Source organism: Micromonospora sp. HK10 (assembly GCF_000982955.1).
Lineage (GTDB): Bacteria > Actinomycetota > Actinomycetes > Mycobacteriales > Micromonosporaceae > Micromonospora.
In genome coordinates this window covers 8,604-27,335 of sequence record NZ_KQ058868.1, presented here as the reverse complement: position 1 = coordinate 27,335, position 18,732 = coordinate 8,604, and the positions used below count along the sequence as shown (strand labels likewise).

Annotated in this window: 9 protein-coding genes; 3 read left to right on the top strand and 6 right to left on the bottom strand. The window is 77.4% G+C overall.

From position 1 onward, the window contains the following. The first annotated feature begins 144 nt into the window (after positions 1-144). Positions 145-816: a hypothetical protein gene (locus tag LQ51_RS23975; protein WP_046569365.1), complete on the top strand. Its 672-nt coding sequence runs from the start codon at positions 145-147 to the stop codon at positions 814-816. 51 nt (positions 817-867) lie between these two features. Here LQ51_RS23975 and LQ51_RS23970 read toward each other — a convergent pair whose 3' ends face one another. Then, on the bottom strand, positions 868-2,127 hold the full coding sequence (locus LQ51_RS23970) for a glycoside hydrolase family 6 protein (protein WP_046569377.1): 1,260 nt from the start codon (positions 2,125-2,127) through the stop codon (positions 868-870). 273 nt (positions 2,128-2,400) lie between these two features. On the opposite strand from LQ51_RS23970, the gene LQ51_RS23965 reads away from it, so the two are divergent. Then, the gene (locus tag LQ51_RS23965) at positions 2,401-4,731 is read left to right on the top strand and encodes a transglycosylase domain-containing protein (protein WP_231605856.1); all 2,331 of its coding nucleotides are present in this window, start codon (positions 2,401-2,403) and stop codon (positions 4,729-4,731) included. Positions 4,732-4,967: 236 nt separating this feature from the next. Next, the gene (locus tag LQ51_RS23960; protein ID WP_046569374.1) at positions 4,968-6,404 is read left to right on the top strand and encodes a CoA transferase; all 1,437 of its coding nucleotides are present in this window, start codon (positions 4,968-4,970) and stop codon (positions 6,402-6,404) included. On the opposite strand, the gene LQ51_RS23955 is transcribed toward LQ51_RS23960, so the two are convergent. From LQ51_RS23955 to LQ51_RS23935, 5 genes are read right to left on the bottom strand one after another with little or no spacing between them, the layout of a single operon-like run. Continuing rightward, positions 6,401-8,248, bottom strand: a complete 1,848-nt coding sequence (locus LQ51_RS23955; protein ID WP_046569363.1) for a hypothetical protein — start codon at positions 8,246-8,248, stop codon at positions 6,401-6,403. The two genes, LQ51_RS23960 and LQ51_RS23955, sit on opposite strands and share 4 nt — an antisense overlap. Continuing rightward, positions 8,245-11,811: a DUF5682 family protein gene (locus LQ51_RS23950; protein WP_231605855.1), complete on the bottom strand. Its 3,567-nt coding sequence runs from the start codon at positions 11,809-11,811 to the stop codon at positions 8,245-8,247. The genes LQ51_RS23955 and LQ51_RS23950 overlap by 4 nt, the downstream gene beginning before the upstream one ends. Beyond that, entirely contained in the window at positions 11,804-12,925 is a 1,122-nt protein-coding gene (locus tag LQ51_RS23945; protein ID WP_046569360.1) for an ATP-binding protein, read from the bottom strand. The genes LQ51_RS23950 and LQ51_RS23945 overlap by 8 nt, the downstream gene beginning before the upstream one ends. Then, positions 12,922-17,628: a hypothetical protein gene (locus tag LQ51_RS31485; protein ID WP_052745041.1), complete on the bottom strand. Its 4,707-nt coding sequence runs from the start codon at positions 17,626-17,628 to the stop codon at positions 12,922-12,924. Before LQ51_RS31485 ends, LQ51_RS23945 begins: the two co-directional genes overlap by 4 nt. After that, positions 17,625-18,500 (bottom strand): DUF4132 domain-containing protein, encoded by an 876-nt coding sequence (locus tag LQ51_RS23935; RefSeq protein WP_046569370.1) that lies wholly within the window; start codon positions 18,498-18,500, stop codon positions 17,625-17,627. The genes LQ51_RS31485 and LQ51_RS23935 overlap by 4 nt, the downstream gene beginning before the upstream one ends. Positions 18,501-18,732: the final 232 nt, after the last annotated feature.

Below are 18,732 nucleotides of genomic sequence, written 5' to 3'. Positions count from 1 at the left end.
CTCCGGCGGGCGGCGGCGCGGACCGGGTCGGCCGCTGCGCGTACCCGCCAGCCCCACGGCCCCTGGAGCCCGCCGGCCCGGACGCCTGCCGTCCCGCCGGCACCCGCGACGTACCCGCTTCTCTCCCGTGACCAGGAGTCACCCATGAACGTCAACCTGCCCGTGGTCCGGGCCCGGTGGTGCGACACCGGCCGGATCGTCGACCTCGTCACCGACACCGTCTCCGCAACCGCCCTCGCCGCGTGGCTGGTCCCCGACCAGGGACGCCGCCGGCAGGTGCTCGCCGCCGTGACCCGGATCTGGGTGGAGCACGCGCTGCTCTTCGGCGACGCGTTCCTGCTCCGCGACGGCTCGGCGGCCACCGTTTGGTTCCACCGCTACCGTCCGCTGCCCGCACCGCCCCGCTACGCCGCCCGGCTCGCCGCGGCCTGCGGTGCCGACCGGGACCGGTTCCTCCACCTCGACCGGTCGCTGGCCCGACGGCGCCCGGCCGAGGCGCACAACCACCTGGCGCTGCTGGCCGCGCCCGGACCGGACGCCGGCGAGCGCGCGCTGGCCGTGGTCACCGGCGCGCAGCACTGGATGGACACGCTGAACCTGCCGACGTACGCCGAGGCGCTCAGCGAGGCCGACCGCGACCTGTACCGGCGGCTCGGTTACGCCGACCGGGACGCGTTCCCGGTGCCCGGGGACACCACCCTGCACGCCCTGTGGCGGCTGCCTCCCGCGTTGGGTGGCGGCAACGCCCGCTGGCCGGCGCGGCGGCGCACCGCCCGGACCCACAACGGCCGGGCCATCGGGTGGGCGCTGCGCTGAGCGACGCCCGGCGCCGGGCCGGCCGCACCCGCGGCCGGCCCGGCGTGCCGGTCACCGCAGCGGCGGGTTCGCGTACGTCACCAGTTCCAGCGCCTGCTCGGGGAACCAGGCCCCGGCCGCCGGGTCGGCGATGCCGCCGCGCGCCGGGTCGTGCCCGGTGCCGGTGCCCCGGTCGCACTGCCCGTCGGACTGGCCGGGCGTCTTCACCCAGAGGAACGCGTCGGCCAGCGGCTCGCCGGTCGCGGTGGTCGGACGCAGGCCCAGCCCCCGGTCGGGCGGGTTGCACCAGGTCTGCGGGTCCGGCCAGGTCACTCCCGCCGGGGGCGTCCAGGGCCCCTGCCCGTTGCGGCTGGTGTCGACCACGAAGTGGGCGAGCCGGTCGGCCGGGACGTCGCCCACGTTCTCCGCGTACCAGGCGTCGGTGCGGCCCCAGGTGCTGAAGTCGGCCGGGTCGGCGGGGTAGTACTGGCTGGCGCACCAGTCGAAGTGTCCGCGCGCCCACTCCGGGCCGGCGGTGCCGTAGTACACGCACTTGGCGATCCAGGTGCCGAACTTCAGCTGCCGCTCGGTGGTCTCGTAGTTGGAGACGTTGAGGAAGAAGCCGTCGGCCCGCTCCACGCCGGCCTTGACCAGCCGGTCGGCGATGTCGCCGACGCCCAGCCAGGCGCTGTGCGTGCCGTCGAGGTAGACGCTGGTGCGGGGCAGCGCCGCCAGGGCGTCCACTGCGTAGTTGAGCATCGCGAACCGGTCGGCGGCGGCGGTCGCCGGGTCCGCCTCCGCCGGCTGGCACCACTCCTGCGCGCCGTTGATGGTGGTGTACCAGGGGATGATGCCGAGGCCGTCGGGCTCGAGCAGGACGGCCGCCTCGCGGTTGCCGATGCCGGCGGCGAAGGCGTCGATCCACGCCTGGTAGTCGGCCACCGAGGCGGCGCCCCCGGCCGAGTACTGCGAGCAGTCGCGGAACGGGATGTTGTAGGCGACCAGGACCGGCAGCGTCTTCTTGCCGGCGGCCCGGGACACCTCGGCCTTGACGGACTGGGTGAGCGCGTGGCCGGAGCCGCCGGTCACCCAGACCGCCTGGGGCGTCCGGACCATCTCGGCCAGCCGGGCCGCCTGCCGGAAGTGGCCGGTGGCGGTCAGCCGGGCGATCTGCGTGACGGCCCCGTGGTCGGGGCGCGGGGTGTAGAAGGTGACGCCGTCGCGGATGGCCGCGCCGGCCGGCGAGGCCGGCAGGGGCACGGCCGCCACGAGGGTCGCGGCGAGCGCGGCGAGGCCGGTCACGGCCCGCCGGCGCCGAGGTGTCAGGGCCATCATCGCTCCTGGTCGGACGGGGGAACGGCAACGTGGGAGCGTTCCCGAAACTCGTCCGAGGGTGCCCCGTCCACCCGTGGGTGTCAATGTTTCCCCGGCGTTTCGCCACCGGCGCGGTGCTGCCCGACCGGGTGCCCACGAGGGCGGGAGCCGCGCCCGACGGCCCGGCAGACGGCACCGCCGGCGACGGTGGGCGGCCACGGCGTCTGGGCTGCTCCGCTAGCCTGGCGCCGAGCAAGGGCACGATTCGGCCGAGTAGTGGGAGGGTATCGGGTGCGGGTGCAGCCAACCGGTGACAACGACAACGCCAACGGCGCCGCCGCCCGGACCCCGGGGCGGCCACGGCGCCGCCGCCGGCTGCTGGTCGTGCTGGCCGTCGTCGCCCTGCTGGCCGGCTCCGGCCTGCTGGCCGGCGGCTACTACTTCGACAGCGTGCCCACCCCCACCGACCTGAAACTGCCGGAGTCGACCACCGTCTACTACGCGGACGGGAAGACGCCGATGGCCAAGCTCGGCGCGGAGAACCGCACCATCGTCCCGTACGGGCAGATGAACGACTCGGCCAAGCAGGCCATCGTGGCCGCCGAGGACCGCACCTTCTGGACCAACAAGGGCGTCGACTTCAGTGGCGTGCTCCGGGCCGCCTGGTCGAACCTCACCGGCGGCCAACGCCAGGGCGCCTCCACCATCACCCAGCAGTACGCCCGGGTCGCCGCCGACCTGCGCGGAGTCACCTACTCCCGGAAGCTGCGCGAGGCGGTGATCGCGTGGAAGCTGGACGACAAGTACAGCAAGCAGGACATTCTCGGCTTCTACCTGAACACCGTCCCGTTCGGCCGGGGCGCGTACGGCATCGAGGCGGCCGCGCAGACCTTCTTCGGCAAGACGGTGCGCCGGGACGCGCCACCGGCGCAGCAGCTCACCCAGGCCGAGGCGATGGTGCTCTGCGCCATGGTGAAGCAACCCGAGGCGGACCCGAACGACCCGGAGGGCTCGCCCGGCTACGACCCGGCGCGCAACGCCCTGGCCAAGCAGAACTCGATCGACCGGTGGAACTACATCCGGGACGGCATGGTGAAGCTCGGTTACCTGACGCCCGAGCAGGCGGCGAACCTGGCGTACCCGGACTCGGTGAAGCCGGTCGACAAGAACGCCGGCCAGTCCGGGCTGGACCGGCCCACCGGCCTGGTGGCCAACCACGTGCTCGCCGAACTGCGCGGCACCAAGCCGTTCGAGGGCAAGACCGACGAGGTCATCCGGGACGGCGGCTACCGGATCGTCACCACCATCGACAAGCGGGTCCAGGACGCCGCCGAGGCGGCCGCCGACATCCGCCGCGACACCGCCCCGGAGGCGGTCCGCGGCCAGCCGAAGAACTGGCAGGCGGCGCTGGTGGCGGTGGAGCCCGGCACCGGCCGGGTGCTCGGCTACTACGGCGGCAACAGCGGGTCCGGCGCCGACTACGCCGGCTGGTACTACGACGAGAAGGGCCAGGCCCGCGGCTTCGGCCAGCATCCGCCGGGGTCGTCGTTCAAGGTGTACGACCTGGCCGCCGCCGTGGAGAACGGCATCTCGGTCAAGCAGCGGTTCGACTCGCCGGACACCAAGGAGTTCCCGGACTCGGGCCGGACCAAGGGCAGCGCGGCCGGGCCGATCCGCAACGCCGAGCACGCCGCCTGTCAGCCCAACTGCGCCCTCTGGGAGGCCACCGTCGCCTCGCTGAACGTCACCTACTTCGAGCTGACCGAGAAGCTGGGCGTGCCCAAGGTCATCGAGATGGCCAAGCGGGCCGGGGTCAACTCGATGTGGGAGACCGTGCGCGGCAACCCGCGGCCGCAGCGGGTGGATCTGCGCGAGCAGTCGCCCGAGGAGGCGGCGAAGCACTTCTCCACCGAGGTGGGCATCGGCCAGTACGGCATCAGCGTGCAGGACCACGCCAACGGGATGGCCACCTTCGCCGCCGGTGGCAAGCGGGCCGAGTCGCACTTCGTCCGCTCGGTGACCAAGGGTGACGAGAAGGTCTGGGACGAGCAGCTGAAGACGACCGACCTGGGGCTCGACCAGGAGGCGATCAACCAGCTCGACTGGACGCTGCGCCGGGTCCGGGCGGCCAAGCTGGACAACGGCTGGGACACCGCCGGCAAGACCGGCACCTGGCAGGCCGGACAGAGCACCACCCAGAACGTGCACACCTGGATGGTGGGCTGGACCGGCGCGCTGGCCGCCGCGGTCTGGCTCGGCACCACCGACGGCAAGCCGCTGAAGACCACCAGCGGCAGCTACGAGGTGTACGGCTCCACCGGTCCCGGACCGATCTGGCGGCAGTTCATGGAGCGGGCCACCGCCGCCATGAAGCTCGACCCGGACAAGTACCGGTTCGCGGATCCGGCCTTCCCCGGCGACGCGGCGACGGAGACCGCCCCACCGCCGTCGGCCCCGGCCTCCTCCTCGCCGACGCCGAGCGCCCGGCCGACACCCAGCACCGAGCCGTCCAGTCCGAGCCCCAGCCCCACCGAGCGGCCGACCCCACCGCCGGCCACCCTCTCCCCGCCGGCCACGCCCCCGCCGACGCCCACCCCGACCCGGACCCGCAAACCGGGCTGACCGGTCCCGGGGCCCGCTGATCCGGCCCCCAGGACCGCGCTGACCTGGGCCCGCGGACCGGGCCGACCTGGGCCCGCGCGGACCGGGCCGACCTGGGCCCGCGCGGACCGGGCAGCGCGTTGACCCGGATCCGGGGACCGCGCGACCGGGCCCGGCGGCCCGGCCCGCCGGGCGGCGATCCGCTGTTGGGTCGGGTCCCGGCCCGCGGCGGCCGCCGGCGGTGCGACGATCTGCTGATGGAGCAGTCGAGGACCGACGCGGTCGGCGCGGCGTGGCGGGCGTTGGGCGGGGACCCGGCCGACGTCGCGCAGCTGGACCTGCGCGGCCCGGCGGGCGTGCTGCCGTCCCGGCTGCCCGTCACCGACCTGGCGGTGGCCTGCGTGGCGGCCGCCGGGCTCGCCGGCCTCGAACTGGCCCGGGCTCGGGGTGCGGCCCCGTCCGGCCCGCTCACCGTGGACAGCCGGGCCGTGGCGGTGGCCTTCACCAGCGAGCGTCACCTGCGGCTGGACGGGCGGGCGTTCACCGGCTTCGCCCCGCTGTCCCGGTTCTGGCCGGCCGCCGACGGCTGGGTCCGTACCCACGCCAACTACCCGCACCACCGGCAGCGCCTGCTGACCGCCCTCGGCCTGGACCCCGCCGCCCCGGACGACGACGCCCTGGCCGCCGCCGTGGCGGACCGGATCCGCGTCCACCCGGCCGCCGAGGTCGAGGAGCGGGTGTACGCCGCGGGCGGCCTCGCCGTGTCGGCGCGTACGCCCCGGCAGTGGGACGAGCACCCGCAGGCGGCGGCGGTCGCGGCCGAGCCGCTGGTGCGCGTGGCCCGCGACGCCCCGACCCCGCCCCGACCGGGGGCTCCTCCCCCACCGGGCCGGCCGGCGACCGGCATCCGGGTGCTGGACCTGACCCGGGTGATCGCCGGTCCGGTGGCCACCCGGTTCCTGGCGCTGCTCGGCGCGGATGTGCTCCGGGTCGACCCGCCCGGCCTGCCCGAGATCGACGGGCAACACCTGGACACCGGCGCCGGCAAGCGCTCCACCCTGCTGGACCTGTCCCGGCCCGCCGACCGGGACCGCTTCGACGCGCTGCTCGCCGAGGCCGACGTGGTGGTCGCCGGCTACCGGCCAGGGGCCCTGGACCGCTGGGGGCTCGCCCCGCAGGCGCTGCGCCGCCACCGGCCCGACCTGGTGCTCGCGTACCTGTCGGCGTGGGGTCGGGCCGGGCCGTGGGCGGACCGGCGCGGCTTCGACAGCCTGGTCCAGGCGGCCACCGGGATCGCCGAGGTCGAGCGGCGGCCGGACGGCGGCCCGGGGACACTGCCCGCCCAGGCCCTCGACCACGGCGCCGGTTACCTGCTGGCGGCGGCCGTGCTGCGCGCGCTGGCCGCGCGGGCCGGTACGGGCGGCGCGTGGACCGTCGAACTGTCGCTGGCCCGTCTCGCCCGCTGGCTGCGCCACGAACTGCCGGCCGGCCCGGCGACCGCCGGCACGGCACCCGAGCCGGATGCCTGGTGCGCCGAGCGGGACGCCCCGGCCGGCCACCTCCGGTACGCGCTGCCGCCGGTGTCGCTGCCGGACGGGCCGCGGACCTGGGCGACCCCGCCGACCCGGTGGGGCGGCGACCCGCCGCGCTGGCGGGACGAGCCGGACCTGGCGGCATCGTGCGGCGACCGCTAAAGCCAGGCCGTCGCGGTGGCCGCCGCCGAGGCGGACGACGCGTAGCAGGCGGCGGTCAGCCAGGCCGTGGCGAGGGCCGCCGGGTCGGCCCCGCCCAGCCGGCCGAACGCGTCCCGCGCACGGCCCTGCCCGGCCCGGCGTAGCGCGGCCAGCGCCGCGGCGGCCGTGGGCAGCTGCGCGTCGCGCAGCGCGCGCAGGTCCCGGTCCAGGTCCGGGATCAGGCTGGCCCGACCGGCGGCGACGACCCGGCGCAGCTGGTGGGTGACCAGGTGCAGCGGTGGTCGGGCCGGCTCCGGCGGCGCGCTGACGGCCGGTCCGGCGCCGGGCAGGTCCGCCCGTTGCAGCCGGTCCACGCCGAGGTCGACGTGGCCGCCGTGCCGTTGCGGCAGCCAGTCGGCGGCCAGCGCGAGGCCGTGCACCCGGCGGGGGCCGGCGAACCGGCCGACCAGGCGCACCGGGCGGCCGGCGGCGTGCGCGGCCAGGGCCCGCAGGTTCGCCACGTACGGCAGCACCGGATCGTCCTGCGGGGCGAGGACCAGCACCGGTCCGGCCCCGCACGGTCCGTGCAGCAGCAGTCCCCGCCGGTCCGCGCCGAGCACCCCGTCGAGGAACGCCAGGTCGTGTCCGGCCGGACGCTCGTGGACCGGCGCCTGACCGGCGGCCAGCCACCGGGCGGCCTGTGCGGCGGGCGGCTTCCGCCACAGCCCGGCCGCCGGCTCCGCCCACCAGCCCCGCCCCTCGGTGCGCACCGCGCGGACCGCCCGGCCGTGGCCGAGCCGCCGGTCGGCGGAGGCGTACGCGTCGGCGGCGAGGATTCCGGAGCGGCCCAGTTCCCGCAGGCTCAGCCGGGCCTCACCGAGGTCGACCGGGGCGTTGGCCGGGTGGCCGGCCCCGTCCCACCCGCCGGGGCGGGCCTGCGCCACACTCCACACCGTCCCCTGCTCGTCGACCAGGTAGGTCACCGCACCGACGTGCCCGGTGCGGGTGCGCAGCGGCTCCACGCAGAGGCCGTACAGACGCAGCTCGCCGACCGGGTGGTAGCCGCGGCGGGCGACCCCCCGCGCGGCGGCCGGATCCCCGGGTCCCCCGCGCAGCAGGTGGCAGACGAGGAGGGCCTCCCGCACGTCGTCGGCGAGTTCGGCGAGGCGGAAGTCCGGTGCGGACCGGCGGGCGGCGCGCACCTGCGCCACGATCCGCGTCCCGGCCGCCGCGAGCCGGGGCAGCCCGGCGGCGCGGGCCTGGTGCACGGCGCGCAGCAGGTCGGCCTGGAGCACCGCGCCGGCACCGGGCAGGCCGTGCGCCAGCAGCCCCGCGACGGCCTCGGCCATCAGCTCCACCGCCGCCAGTTCCGCCGCGCCGACCGGCTCGGGACCCAGTCCCTCCGCGACCGGCTCAGCCGACGTCACGCCGGGGGCCGGGCCGTCGGCGACGGCGGACGCCGATCCATCGGCGACAGCGGACGCCGGACCGTCGGCGACAGCGGACGCCGATCCATCGATGACGGCGGACGCCGGACCGTCGGCGACAGCGGACGCCGGACCGTCGGCGACGGCGGGCGGCTCAGCGGACGGGTCGAGGACCGGCGCGGCGGCCAGCACGGCGGTGCGGTGCAGGCAGCGCGGTGCCAGCAGGCAACTGCAGACCGCCCGGTCAGCGACCTCGACCGGCGCGGTCAGGGTGACCGTGACCTGCTCGTCCACGGTCACCAGCACGCCGTCGGCGGTGGTGGTCACCGGCCAGCCCGGAACCTTCTCGATCGCCTGGTCGAGTTTCGCGCGCAGCCGTCCGGGCAGGGCGGCGACCGCGTCGGCAGCGACGTCGGGCGCGACGGCGGGCAGGCTCATCGGACCTGCTCCCCGATCCAGCGGGCCAACGCGGTGGGGCTGAGCGCGGCCACCGACATCCCGGCCGACACCAGCTGTCCGGCGACGGCCGTGCTGTAGCGGGGCCGGCCCGTGTCGTCGAGGCTGGCGCAGCCGAGCAGGGCCACCCCGTCGTCGGCGAGGGCCCGGACCGCGGCCAGCAGCCCGGCCACGCCGTACCCCTCCTCGAAGTCGCTGACCAGCACCACCATGGTCCGGGCGGGCGTGGTGACGAGCTGGCGGGCGTAGCGCAGCGCGCTGGCGATATGGGTGCCGCCGCCGACGCGTACCTCCAGCAGCAGGCCCAGCGGGTCGGAGACCCGGTCGGTGAGGTCGACCACCTCGGTGGAGAAGGTGACGAAGTGGGTGCGCAGGCTGGTCACGCCAGCGAGCACGGAGGCGGTCAGTGCGGCCCAGATGGTCGACGGCTCCATCGAGCCGGAGACGTCGACGAGCAGGACGATCCGCCAGTCGACGCTGCGCCGGCCGCGGCTGCGGAACACGATCCGCTCCGGGGTGAGGCGAACCGCGCCGTCGGGGTCGCGGTGCGCGGTGGGCAGGTTGGCCCGCACCGTGCCGCCGAGATCGAGCCGCCCGCCGGGGCGGCGGGTCCGCCGGGGCGTCCCGATGCCGGTCAGTGCCGGCCGGATCCGCCGGGCCAGCTCGGCGGTCAGCTCGGCCACCAGGTGCGCGACGAGGGGGCGCAGCCGGTGCAGGCGCGCCTCGGGCAGCCCGCCGGCCAGTGCCAGGACGGTGTGCAGCAGCTCGACCGAGGGGCGCACCTGCTCCGGCGGCACGCTGAGCAGCGCGTCGGGTCGGCCGGCCTCGGCGGCCCTCGCCAGCACCTCGTCGCGGACGGCGGGGCCGAAGAGCGCGGTCAGCTCCTCGGCCCAGTCGCGTACCTGCGGAAACGCCCGCTCCCGCCCGCCGCCGGAGCCGGCGGTGTGCGCTCCCTCGCCCCGTCCCGCGCCGTACAGCTCGTCGAGCGCGGTGGCCAGCCGGCGGGCGTGCGGCGGCAGGTCGTCGGCGCGGCGACCGAGCAGCAGCCGCCAGCGCTGCGGCGCGGAGATCCGCCGGTCGAGCCGTGGAGTGAGGGGGTCGCCGCCGACCGGCGGGAGGTCGGCGGGCGCGGCCGGCGGACCCGACGCCGGCGAAGCCGGTGGGGTCGGCGCGGCCGGCGGGGCCGACGCCGGTAAGGCCGGCGGAGGTGGCGCGGGTGGGGGCGCCCGGGTGACCGCCGGCGCGAGCGGCGGGAGGTCCGCGGGCGGGGTGAGGCCCAGCGCGGCGAGCGCGTCCCGGCCGGCCTGGTCGACGGCCAGCCAACCGGCGAGGATGTCCCCGTCCACCGTGAGGGTCGGCTCGACGTCGCCGATGCGCTGCCGCACGGTGTGCAGCAGCCGGTCCCGGTCGGCGGGGCTGAGCACGTCGAAGCCGCCGCGCAGCGCGGGCAGCCGCCGGGTGAACCGCTCGTCGTCCCAACCGTCCACCGTGTCCAGCAACGGGGTGAGCAGGCTCCCACCGGCGGCCAGCAGCGCGCCGGCGAGGCTGAGAGCACCGCGCAGGCGGCCGGTGCACTCGGCGTCGGGCAGCTCGGCCCAGGAGGCCAGCGCCGTGCCGAAGGTGGCCGGCTCCGCCCCGCCGAGCACCACCCGGACGGCGTGGGCCGCGCCCCGCATCAGCGGCGACCCGTCCCGGGTGAGCCCGGTCAGGGCGTGGTCCAGCCGCAGCAGGTGGCCGGTCTCGTCGGCGTGCCGGGCCAGCGCCAGCAGCGCCCGGGCGTCGCCGGGATCGGTGGAGCCGGCGAGCCCGGCCACTGCCGCGACGGCGGCGGTGTGCAGCGCGGACAGCAGCGCGTCGAGGCCGGGCGGCGGGTCGGGCAGGGCCGGTACGTGGCCGCGGCGCAGCCGGCCGACCAGCGCGACGGCGGTGCTCAACTCGGCGAGGGTGGCGGTCGCGGTGATCGCGGTGCCCAGGTCGTCGAGGCGGGCGGCGACCAGCTCGGGCAGCCCGCACTCGGCGGCCCGGGTCAGGCCGTCGATCGCCTCGGCGGCGGTAGGCCCGCCGGCACGTACCTCCCGCCCGCGCGCCCGGGCCAGCAGCCCCGCCGTCGCCTGGGCGAGGGTGACCCCGTGCGGGGCGGCGGCGGCCAGCGCCGCGTCGGTGCCCGGGGTCCAGTGGATGCTCCACCGGGTGGTCAGCGGGTCGAGGCCGGGCGCGTCGGTCTCGACCGGCTCCGCGTACGGGACGCCGCAGGCGCGCAGCCGGCGCAGGCTCGTCTCGCGGCGGCGGTCCAGCGGAGAGCGCAGCGGGTCGAGGCGCAGCTGCCGGGGCGGGTCGTCCGGGCCCGGCAGGCGCAGCTCGCGGAGCAGGTCGAGCACGGCCGGGCGCAGCCCGCACACCGGCGTCTGTGGGCAGGGCCGGCCGCGCCGGTCGCCGACGAGGACGTGGTGCATCGCCGCGGCGACGGCCCGGCCCCGGCCGACCGGCTCGCCCTGGGCCAGCACGGTCTGCACCGCCTCGACCAGCTCGCCACGGCCGGGGGCGGGCAGGCCGCGCAACCGGGCGAGGTCGGCGGCGAGCCGGGTGATCTCGGCCGCCTCCACCGGGCCGGTGGGGTGCCCCTGCTCGCGCAGCTGCCGGGTGATCTCCACGGCCGCCCCGCGCAACCGCGCCACCACGGCTGCGGGGTCGCCACCGCTGTCGTGCACCGCCTGCTGCCAGCGCGGGTCCCGGATGCCGGCCGGGTAGCCGGAACGCGCGTCGAGCAGCTCGAAGGCGTACGGCACCAGCGACACCACCGGGGCCGGGCCGGCCGGCTCCAGGGGCTCCACGCCCGGATCGTCGGGCCCAATCCCGTCGCCGGCCAGCGCGGGGGCGTGGAAGGCGCCGACCACGACGGCGAGCCGACCGGGCGTGGCAGCCATGCGCCGCCGCATCCACGCCTCCCGGCGCAGGTCCAGGGCCGGGATCCCGCCGCTCGCCGCGGCGTCGTCGCGCAGCGCCCAGCCGACCGCGAGGGCGGCCCGGCGCACCGCCTCCGGCGGGGAACCCGGGGCGGCCGCCTCCACCCAGCGGTCCCACAGGTCGTCGCCGTCCCGGCCGGTGAGGCCGGGACGGACCGCGTCGCCGTAGCCGACCCGGCCGGCTGCTCCCGGGGCGTCCGGCCGGCACCGCCAGGCCGGGTCGGTCAGCGGCAGGTCGCAGCAGTACGCCGGCACCCCCCGCCGCCGGGCCCAGCGCAGCGCGGCCAGCTCCGGGGAGAAATCGGCGAACGGCCAGAACACGGGCGGCCGGTCGCCGGCTGCGGCGGCCAGCGCCACCGGGGCGGTGGTCTGCGGATGGGCGAGCCAGTCCAGCCAGGGTTGCGTCTCCTCAGGGAGCTCCACCAGCAGCGCGTCCGGGGCCGCCGCGTCCAGCAGGGCGGGGACGGCGGCGGCCAGGGCCGGCGAGTGGTGGCGTACGCCGATGAGCACGGCCCGTCCGGCGTTGGCGATCCGGGCGACGGCCGCCCGCGGCTCCTCCCGGACCGGCACGCGTTCAGTCACGCAGCACGTCCCGGTGCTCCCACAGCTGCCGCCACATCCGGCCGCCCGCCTCGGCGCGGCGGCGCAACGCCCCGTCCCAGTACGCCAGCAGCCGCGCCTGGTCGGCCGGGTCGTCCTTGCGGACCACCCCGACGAGGTGGCCGGGCAGCAGCGACAGCGGATCGGGCCCGGGCAGGTACGCCGCGGAGAGCCCGATCGAGGCGGCGACGGCGACCGCCTCGGCGGTGCTCAGCACCGACGACGGCCGTTCCACCTCCCAGCCCTCGACGGTGCTGCCGGTCCGCAGGTCGCGGAAGGCGGTCACCAGCGTCTCCAGCACCGCCTCGTCCACCGCGTACGCCGCGCCGACCCGCTCGACGGCGGCCCGGGCCTGCCGGGACACCAGGGCCACCTCGGCGTCGAAGTCGGCGATCGGCGGCACCACCTCGAAGTTGAACCGCCGCTTGAGGGCGGCCGACATCTCCGAGACGCCCCGGTCACGCAGGTTCGCCGTGGCGATGAGCGCGAACCCCGGCGCGGCGTACGCGACGGCGTCCTCGTCGCCGCCCAGCTCGGGCAGGACCAGCCGGCGGTCGGAGAGGATGGAGACCAGCGCGTCCTGCACCTCCGGCAGGCAGCGGGTGATCTCCTCCACCCGGGCGATCGCCCCGGCGGTCATCGCGGTGAGCACCGGGGACGGCACCAGCGACTCCCGGGACGGGCCCTTGGCCAGCAGCAGGGCGTAGTTCCAGCCGTACCGCAGCTGCTCCTCGGTGGTGCCGGCGGTGCCCTGGACGGCGAGGCCGCTGGTGCCGCAGACGGCGGCGGCGAGCAGCTCGGAGAGCATCGACTTCGCGGTGCCCGGCTCGCCCACCAGCAGCAGGCCCCGCTCCCCCGCCAGGGTCACCACGCACCGCTCCACCAGGGCGCGCTCGCCGACGAACTTGGCCTCGACGGTGCGACTGCGGCCGTCCGGGGCGGTCACCGGCCGGCCGGCGGAGCCGGCCACGAAGGTGACCACGGCGCGCGGGGTCAGCCGCCAGCCGGCCGGCCGGGGGCCCGGGTCGGCGGCGGCCAGGAACTCCAGCTCGTCGGCGTAGCGGTGCTCGGGCGGGTCGATCTGGCGGGCGGTCATGGCTGCTCCTGCAGGTCGAGGTAGCGGGGCGGGTCACCGGCGGTGACCCGCTGCCAGGCGTGGCGGAACAGCTCGGGCAGCGGCCGGTCGACGACCGGCCGACCCGTCCCGGACGGGTAGAGCGGGCGTTTCCAGGTCTCCACCGGCAGGTCCGGGTGCCGGGCCGGGTGCCAGCCGCCGGGGAGGAACACGCCCCGACCGGCCCGTTCCCGCTTGGCCGCCACCACCAGCCCGGCGTCGACCAGGGCGGTCTGGGCCTGTTTCAGCGCGGCCGGCCGCCAGCCGTTCCAGCTGCGGACGTTGCCGTCGGTCGGGTCGGGCAGGGCGAGCAGTTGCAGGTAGTAGGCGGCGTGGTCGCGGCTCAGCCCGGTCTGCCCGGCCACCGCGTCCACCAGATCCGGCACGGCCACCCGGGGGTCGCGGTGCTCGCCGGTCGCCCCGTCCGGGGTGGCCACCACCGTGTCGAGCCGCGGCGAGAGCACCAGCCGCAGCGCGTCGGCGGTCGCCTCGTCGACGAAGCCGAGCACCGGGTCGTCCGGGCCGGCCAGCCGGGCCGGGACGAGGTGGTGCAGCACGTGGTTCCCGGTGGCGTGGCCGGCGACCAGCGCCGAGCCGTCGAGCGGCGGCCGGCCGTCCCGGAACCAGGCGGCGCCGACCAGCAGCTTCGGGTTGCGCAGCCGGTCGCGCAGCAGCGCCACCGCGCGGGGCAGCGCGGCCCGCAGCGGGTCACCCCAGGGCAGCCGGTACGCCAGCCAGAGCAGCGCGGTCGTCGCAGTGTGCAGCCACTCCCCGGAGAACGCGGTGCCCTCGGTCGCCGTCGTGCGCACCGCGCCCCAGTCCTGCGCCTCGCTCACCCCGTCGGTGGTCAGCCAGCTGCCGGGCCGCGGCTCGGCGATGGCCTGCAGCAGCTCGGCCACCTGTCGGCCGGGCACGAGCCGGGCGGCCTCGGTGAGCAGCTGTTCCGGGACGCCGACCCGGGCGCCGCGCGACGCCAGCCACCGGTCAGCGAGGGCGTCCACGTCCGGCCCGGTGCGCCACAGCAGCGCCGGGTCGGCGGGCAGGGCGGCGTCGAGCAGGGCGATCCGCTCGGCCAGGGTCAGCGGCTGCAGCGCGGCCCGGCCGACCTTCGCCTGCGCCATGGTCACGCCCAGCACCCCGCGCTGCTCGGCGGTGAGGAAGTTGGCCTGCCAGGCGGCGAACCCGGGCAGGGCGGCGAGGAGCAGGACCGCCTCGGGCCGGGTCATTCCGGTCCGGGTCACCAACCGGTCGACCTGCTCGGGGCGCCAGGGGGCGGGGCCGTGCGCGGCGAGGAGGCGGCAGAACTCGTGGATCCGCTCGGCGTCCCGCCGGCCGGCCGGGACGGCCTCCGCCTCCACGGTGACGCCGGGCGGGGGCGTGAAGCGCCCGTCGGGTCGCAGTTGCACGGCCCGCCGCCGGTAGCCACCGGACCGGCCGAGGTTCCAGATCCAGCCGTGCTCGGCGAAGAGCACGGTGACCTGGTCGCCGTCGCGCTGGACCTCGACCCGGTCGCGCGGCGGCGCCTCGCTCTGGCGGACGAGCAGGGTCCGGACGCTGCCCTCGGCGAGGACGGGGTCGGCGAGGGCGGCCAGCAGGGCGCTCAGGGCGCTCCGCTCGGCGGCCCCGGTGACCGGGGAGGCGGCCCGCAGCGCCAGCGCGCCGGGGCCGCCGAGCGCGTCGAGCCAGTCGGGCGAGCTGGCCGGCACCCCGTCGGCCGGCCCGCCGCGCAGGATGTCGGCGACCCCCCGGACCTGCGGCAGGATCTCCCTGCGGCGGCCGGCCGAGCCGTAGTGGTAGCGGTAGACCTCCGCGTCGAGCAGCCCCGCCCAGGCGTCCCGCAGCTCGTCGTCGGCGACCTCGTCCGGCGGGGTCGCCGGTGCGGCGGGACCGGTGGCCAGCAGCGCGGCCAGCTCGCCGAGCCGCCGCCGGAGCCGCACGGCGCGGACCACCAGGTCGGCCAGCGCCGAGCGCAGTGCCGGCGCGGTGACCTCGGGCAGCACCGCGGCGACCCGGGCGGCGGCGGCCTCGGTGAGCGCGGTGGTGCCGGTGAGCGTGTCCTCGACCGCCAGCAACCGCGCGGCGTCGGCGTCGGTGCTCCGGCGCAACCGCGCGGAGCCGGGCTCGTCGCGGATGCGCAGCGCGTGCCACCAGCCTAGCGGCGGCAGGTACCGGGACGGGCCGCCGCGCTCCAGCGGCTGCCGGCCGTCGGCGGTCCACACCGTCCACCGCGCTTCGTCGGTGCCGTGTGGCTGCGCGGTGACCGGCAGCAGGTCGCCGCCGGGCATCCGGAGCGCGCCGACCAGCCGCTCGGCGTGGTGGGTCGGGGCGGTGGCGTTCGCCGGCCGCCAGGTGACCGCGCGGCCGTCGATGCCCTCGCCCAGCTGGGTGCCGTCGGGCAGGGTGGCCAGCCGCCAACCGATCAGGCCGTCGCGGGAGCCCAGGGGCGAGTCGGCGTACGCGGCCGGCGCGGGCCGCAGCTCGCCGCCGTCGGGGACCAGGGTCGCCCCGTCGGGCAGCGGCGCGGCGAAGAAGGCGGGCAGGCTGTGCCGGCCGGTCGCGCCGGTCGCCGGGTCGTACTCCCGCCAGCGCCATTCGCCACCGGAGAACTCGCATCGCCAGTACGTCCGGCCGTCGGTGGCCACCGGACAGCTCCCGGCCGGAGGGCGGGTGTCGCCGGCGTACCAGGGGCGGGAGCCGGTGGTCACCGCGCCGTCGGGCAGCGGCAGCGGGAAGCGCCGCCGGCCGAGGAACGCATGCCCGGTGCCCTGGCTCAGCTCGAAGACGGTGTCCGGATCGGCCGACCAGTAGCCGGCCTGGGCCCGACCGGCGTGCCAGTGCACCAGCAACTGGTCGCCGACGAGCCGGCAGCCGGTCTGGGCGTACGAGGTGCGGGCGTGCGGGCTGTCGGCCGGCGGGTAGCGGAACAGGTGTTCCGTGCTCGACCCGTCCGGCTCGATGACGTGCGCCACCTGGTTGTCGTGCACCACCAGCTGGGGCCAGGCGTCGCCGAAGCGGGCCCGCAGCTTCCCCGCCTCGGCAGCCTCGTACGCGGGCCAGCCGAACTCGACCAGCAGGCCGGCCCGGAGCGTGCGGACCAGCACGGCTGCCACGTCCACCCGGGCGACGCCGGCCAGCGCCGCCTGGGCGAGCGCCACCCCGGCCGGCGAGGCGAGCCCGGCCAGCTGGTCCCGCAGGTCGGCCAGCCCTGACACGGTGCCGGCCGCGGCGACCCGCTCGACCCGCTCGGCCAGCGCCTCGGCGAGCACGTCGCGCAGCCCCGGGACGCCGAGCACGCCGGTGACCACGTCGGTGGGGAGCGGACCGGTGCCGCCGTGGCGCCGGTGCAGGGTGTCGAGGGCGTCGAGGGCGGCCGCCGCGAGCGCGGGCCGCAGGGCCGGGTCCCCCGCGATCGCGACGAGGTCACGCCGGCCCGGGTTGCCGTCGTGCGCCCACCAGCTCACGTTGATGTGCTGCGCCTCGACGGCGACCGGGACGCCACCGGCCCGGCAGGCGTCGAGCACGTCCAGGTCGCACCGGTGGGCGGCGGGGGTGCTGAGCCGAACCGGCTCGCCCTCGGCGCGCAGCCGCGGTGCGAGCCGCTCCACCGTGGCGGTCAGCCGGGCGCAGCGCCGCCGGTGCCGCCGCTCGCGCAGCAGCAGCAGCCGGGTGAGCCAGCGGTGCGCGGGTGGCGCGCCGGCCGCGCCGGCCAGCAGGTCGGCCAGGGCGCCGGTGCCCTCCAGCAGGTCCAGCCAGAACTCGGTGAGGTCGGTGGACCAGCCGGGCGGCTCGGGCAGCAGGTCAAGCAGCCGGGCCCGCACGGCGGCGTCGGCGCGCGCGGCCCGCTCCAGCGGCTTGCGGTAGGCCTTCCAGAAGCCCTCCTGCGCGCGGGCCACCGCGGGCAGCGCCAGCAGCTCGGTGATCACCTCGACGGCCTGCCGCTGCGGGTCCAGGCCGGCGGCCTTCGCCAGCCGCCGCAGGTCGTCGGCCATGGTGGCGTACGGCGGTAGGCCGCCGGCGACCCGCCGCACGGCGAGGGTCCGGACCAGGTCGTACGCCTCGACGGCGGGCCGGCGGGTGGACACGCCGCGGGCGTACTCGGTGAGCATCCTCGCGGTCAGCGCGCCGGCGAAGGCGAACTCGAGGTGCACCTCCCGCAGCCGCTCCTCGTCGACGGGGAGGCCGTGCACCTGCTCGGCCCGCCGCGCCTCGGTGAAGCAGCTGCCCGCCATCCGGGCGTTGTCGGCGACGAGGAAGGCCCGGCCGGCCTGCTCCCAGAAGGTCGGCAGGAAGTGCGGCGCGGCGCCGCCGAGCCGCTCGGCGAGCTGCTGGTAGCCGTCGCGGGCGTTGCCGGGCTTGGACATCGCCGTGCGGGCCAGCCGGCTCATCTCCTTGACCAGGGCGAGCGCGTGCCGGCCGTTGGCCGGGTCGTTGACCAGCGCCCAGGCGGGGAAGCCGACGGCGCGGCGCAGGGCGGTGCCGACCGGGGTCGGGGTGCCGGCCCGGGTGAAGCCGAGGAACTCCATCGACAGGTCCTCGGCCTCGCCGAGCGCGGCGCCGGTGAGCCGCACCACCGTCCGGCCGGTGAGCGCGGGGTGCGCGTACCGCCGGGCGGTGACCAGGTCGCTGCCCGCGTCGGCGGGCGCTGCGGGCAGGATGGCGCCCGCCTCGAGCAGTGCGTGGGTCACTTCGGCTCCTCGTCCTCGGCGACGACCCGGCCGGCGTGCAGCGCCGCGGCCATCCGCATCCCTTCCGACCAGGCGACCGGTCCGACGTCGTCGGGCCGCACCGGCGCGCCCGCCGGGTCGGTGAAGCCCAGCGCCCCGGTCTCGGTCTCCCACGCCGGGTCGCCCTCACCGATCCACACCGAGGCGACCACCGGCACCCCGTCCTCCCAGACCTTGACCGTGGCGGTGCCGCCCTGGACCCGGTAGCCGGCCGCGGTGGCCCTCGCCTGCAGGTGCCGCAGCTGCTGGTACCGGGCGGCGGCGTACCGGGTCAGCTCGCGGCGGCGGGCGTCGGCGTCGTCGGGGCGGGTCCAGACCTCGCGGAAGAGTTGCAGCGTCCCCTGCCGTACGCCCAGGTCCGCGGCGAACTCGCGCAGGTCGGGCAGGTCGGGCAGGCGGACCGGGTGGGGCAGCACGACCTGGGTGGTGGTGAGCCGTCCGGTCTCGCCGTCCAGGTCGACGATGCCGAGTCCCTTGTCCACGTCGGCGTCGCGCAGCAGGCCGGCCCGGTCGGTGTCCCAGCGCCCGGCGTCGTCGACGGGGACCACGACGAGGTCGCACAGCGGCTCGCGCCAGGCGTCGTCCGCCCACACCTCGGCGATCAGGGTGGTGGGCACCGGCAGCGAGCGGACCAGCCACTGCTCGACCTGCTGCCGGCAGGCGGTCGCGTGGCGGACCAGCCACTCCTGCAGCTGCCGCAGCTCAAGGTGGACGTCGGTCTCGCGGACGGCCTTGGGCACGCTGCGCAGCACCCTGCCCTGACGGTTGCGCGCGACGACGCGTCCTGCGTCGAGGCTCACCTCGTAGTCGGCACCGGCTGCCAGCCAGCCCATGTTGATCTCCTCCCCGCCGTGCGGTGAGCGGGATTGTGCCATCGGGCACCGACAGGGCCGCGGCGGGCGGCCGCACCGGGGCCGGGCCCGCTGGCCGCACCATGGATCACGGCAGCGGCGCGGCCGTTCCGGCACATCGGACAGCCGACCCGGAACGGCTCCTTCGACGGTGCGGCAATCTTCGCCATCCGCAGAGAGCGGCAATAACCGCGAATCATTCATGTTTCCGGAA

Bases quoted from the DNA above. Each gene is read 5' to 3' on its own strand.
- LQ51_RS23975 (WP_046569365.1), top strand. From the start codon at position 145: ATGAACGTCAACCTGCCCGTGGTCCGGGCCCGGTGGTGCGACACCGGC.
- LQ51_RS23945 (WP_046569360.1), bottom strand. From the start codon at position 12,925: ATGACCGCCCGCCAGATCGACCCGCCCGAGCACCGCTACGCCGACGAG.
- LQ51_RS23955 (WP_046569363.1), bottom strand. From the start codon at position 8,248: ATGAGCCTGCCCGCCGTCGCGCCCGACGTCGCTGCCGACGCGGTCGCC.
- LQ51_RS23960 (WP_046569374.1), top strand. From the start codon at position 4,968: ATGGAGCAGTCGAGGACCGACGCGGTCGGCGCGGCGTGGCGGGCGTTG.
- LQ51_RS23935 (WP_046569370.1), bottom strand. From the start codon at position 18,500: ATGGGCTGGCTGGCAGCCGGTGCCGACTACGAGGTGAGCCTCGACGCA.
- LQ51_RS23970 (WP_046569377.1), bottom strand. From the start codon at position 2,127: ATGGCCCTGACACCTCGGCGCCGGCGGGCCGTGACCGGCCTCGCCGCG.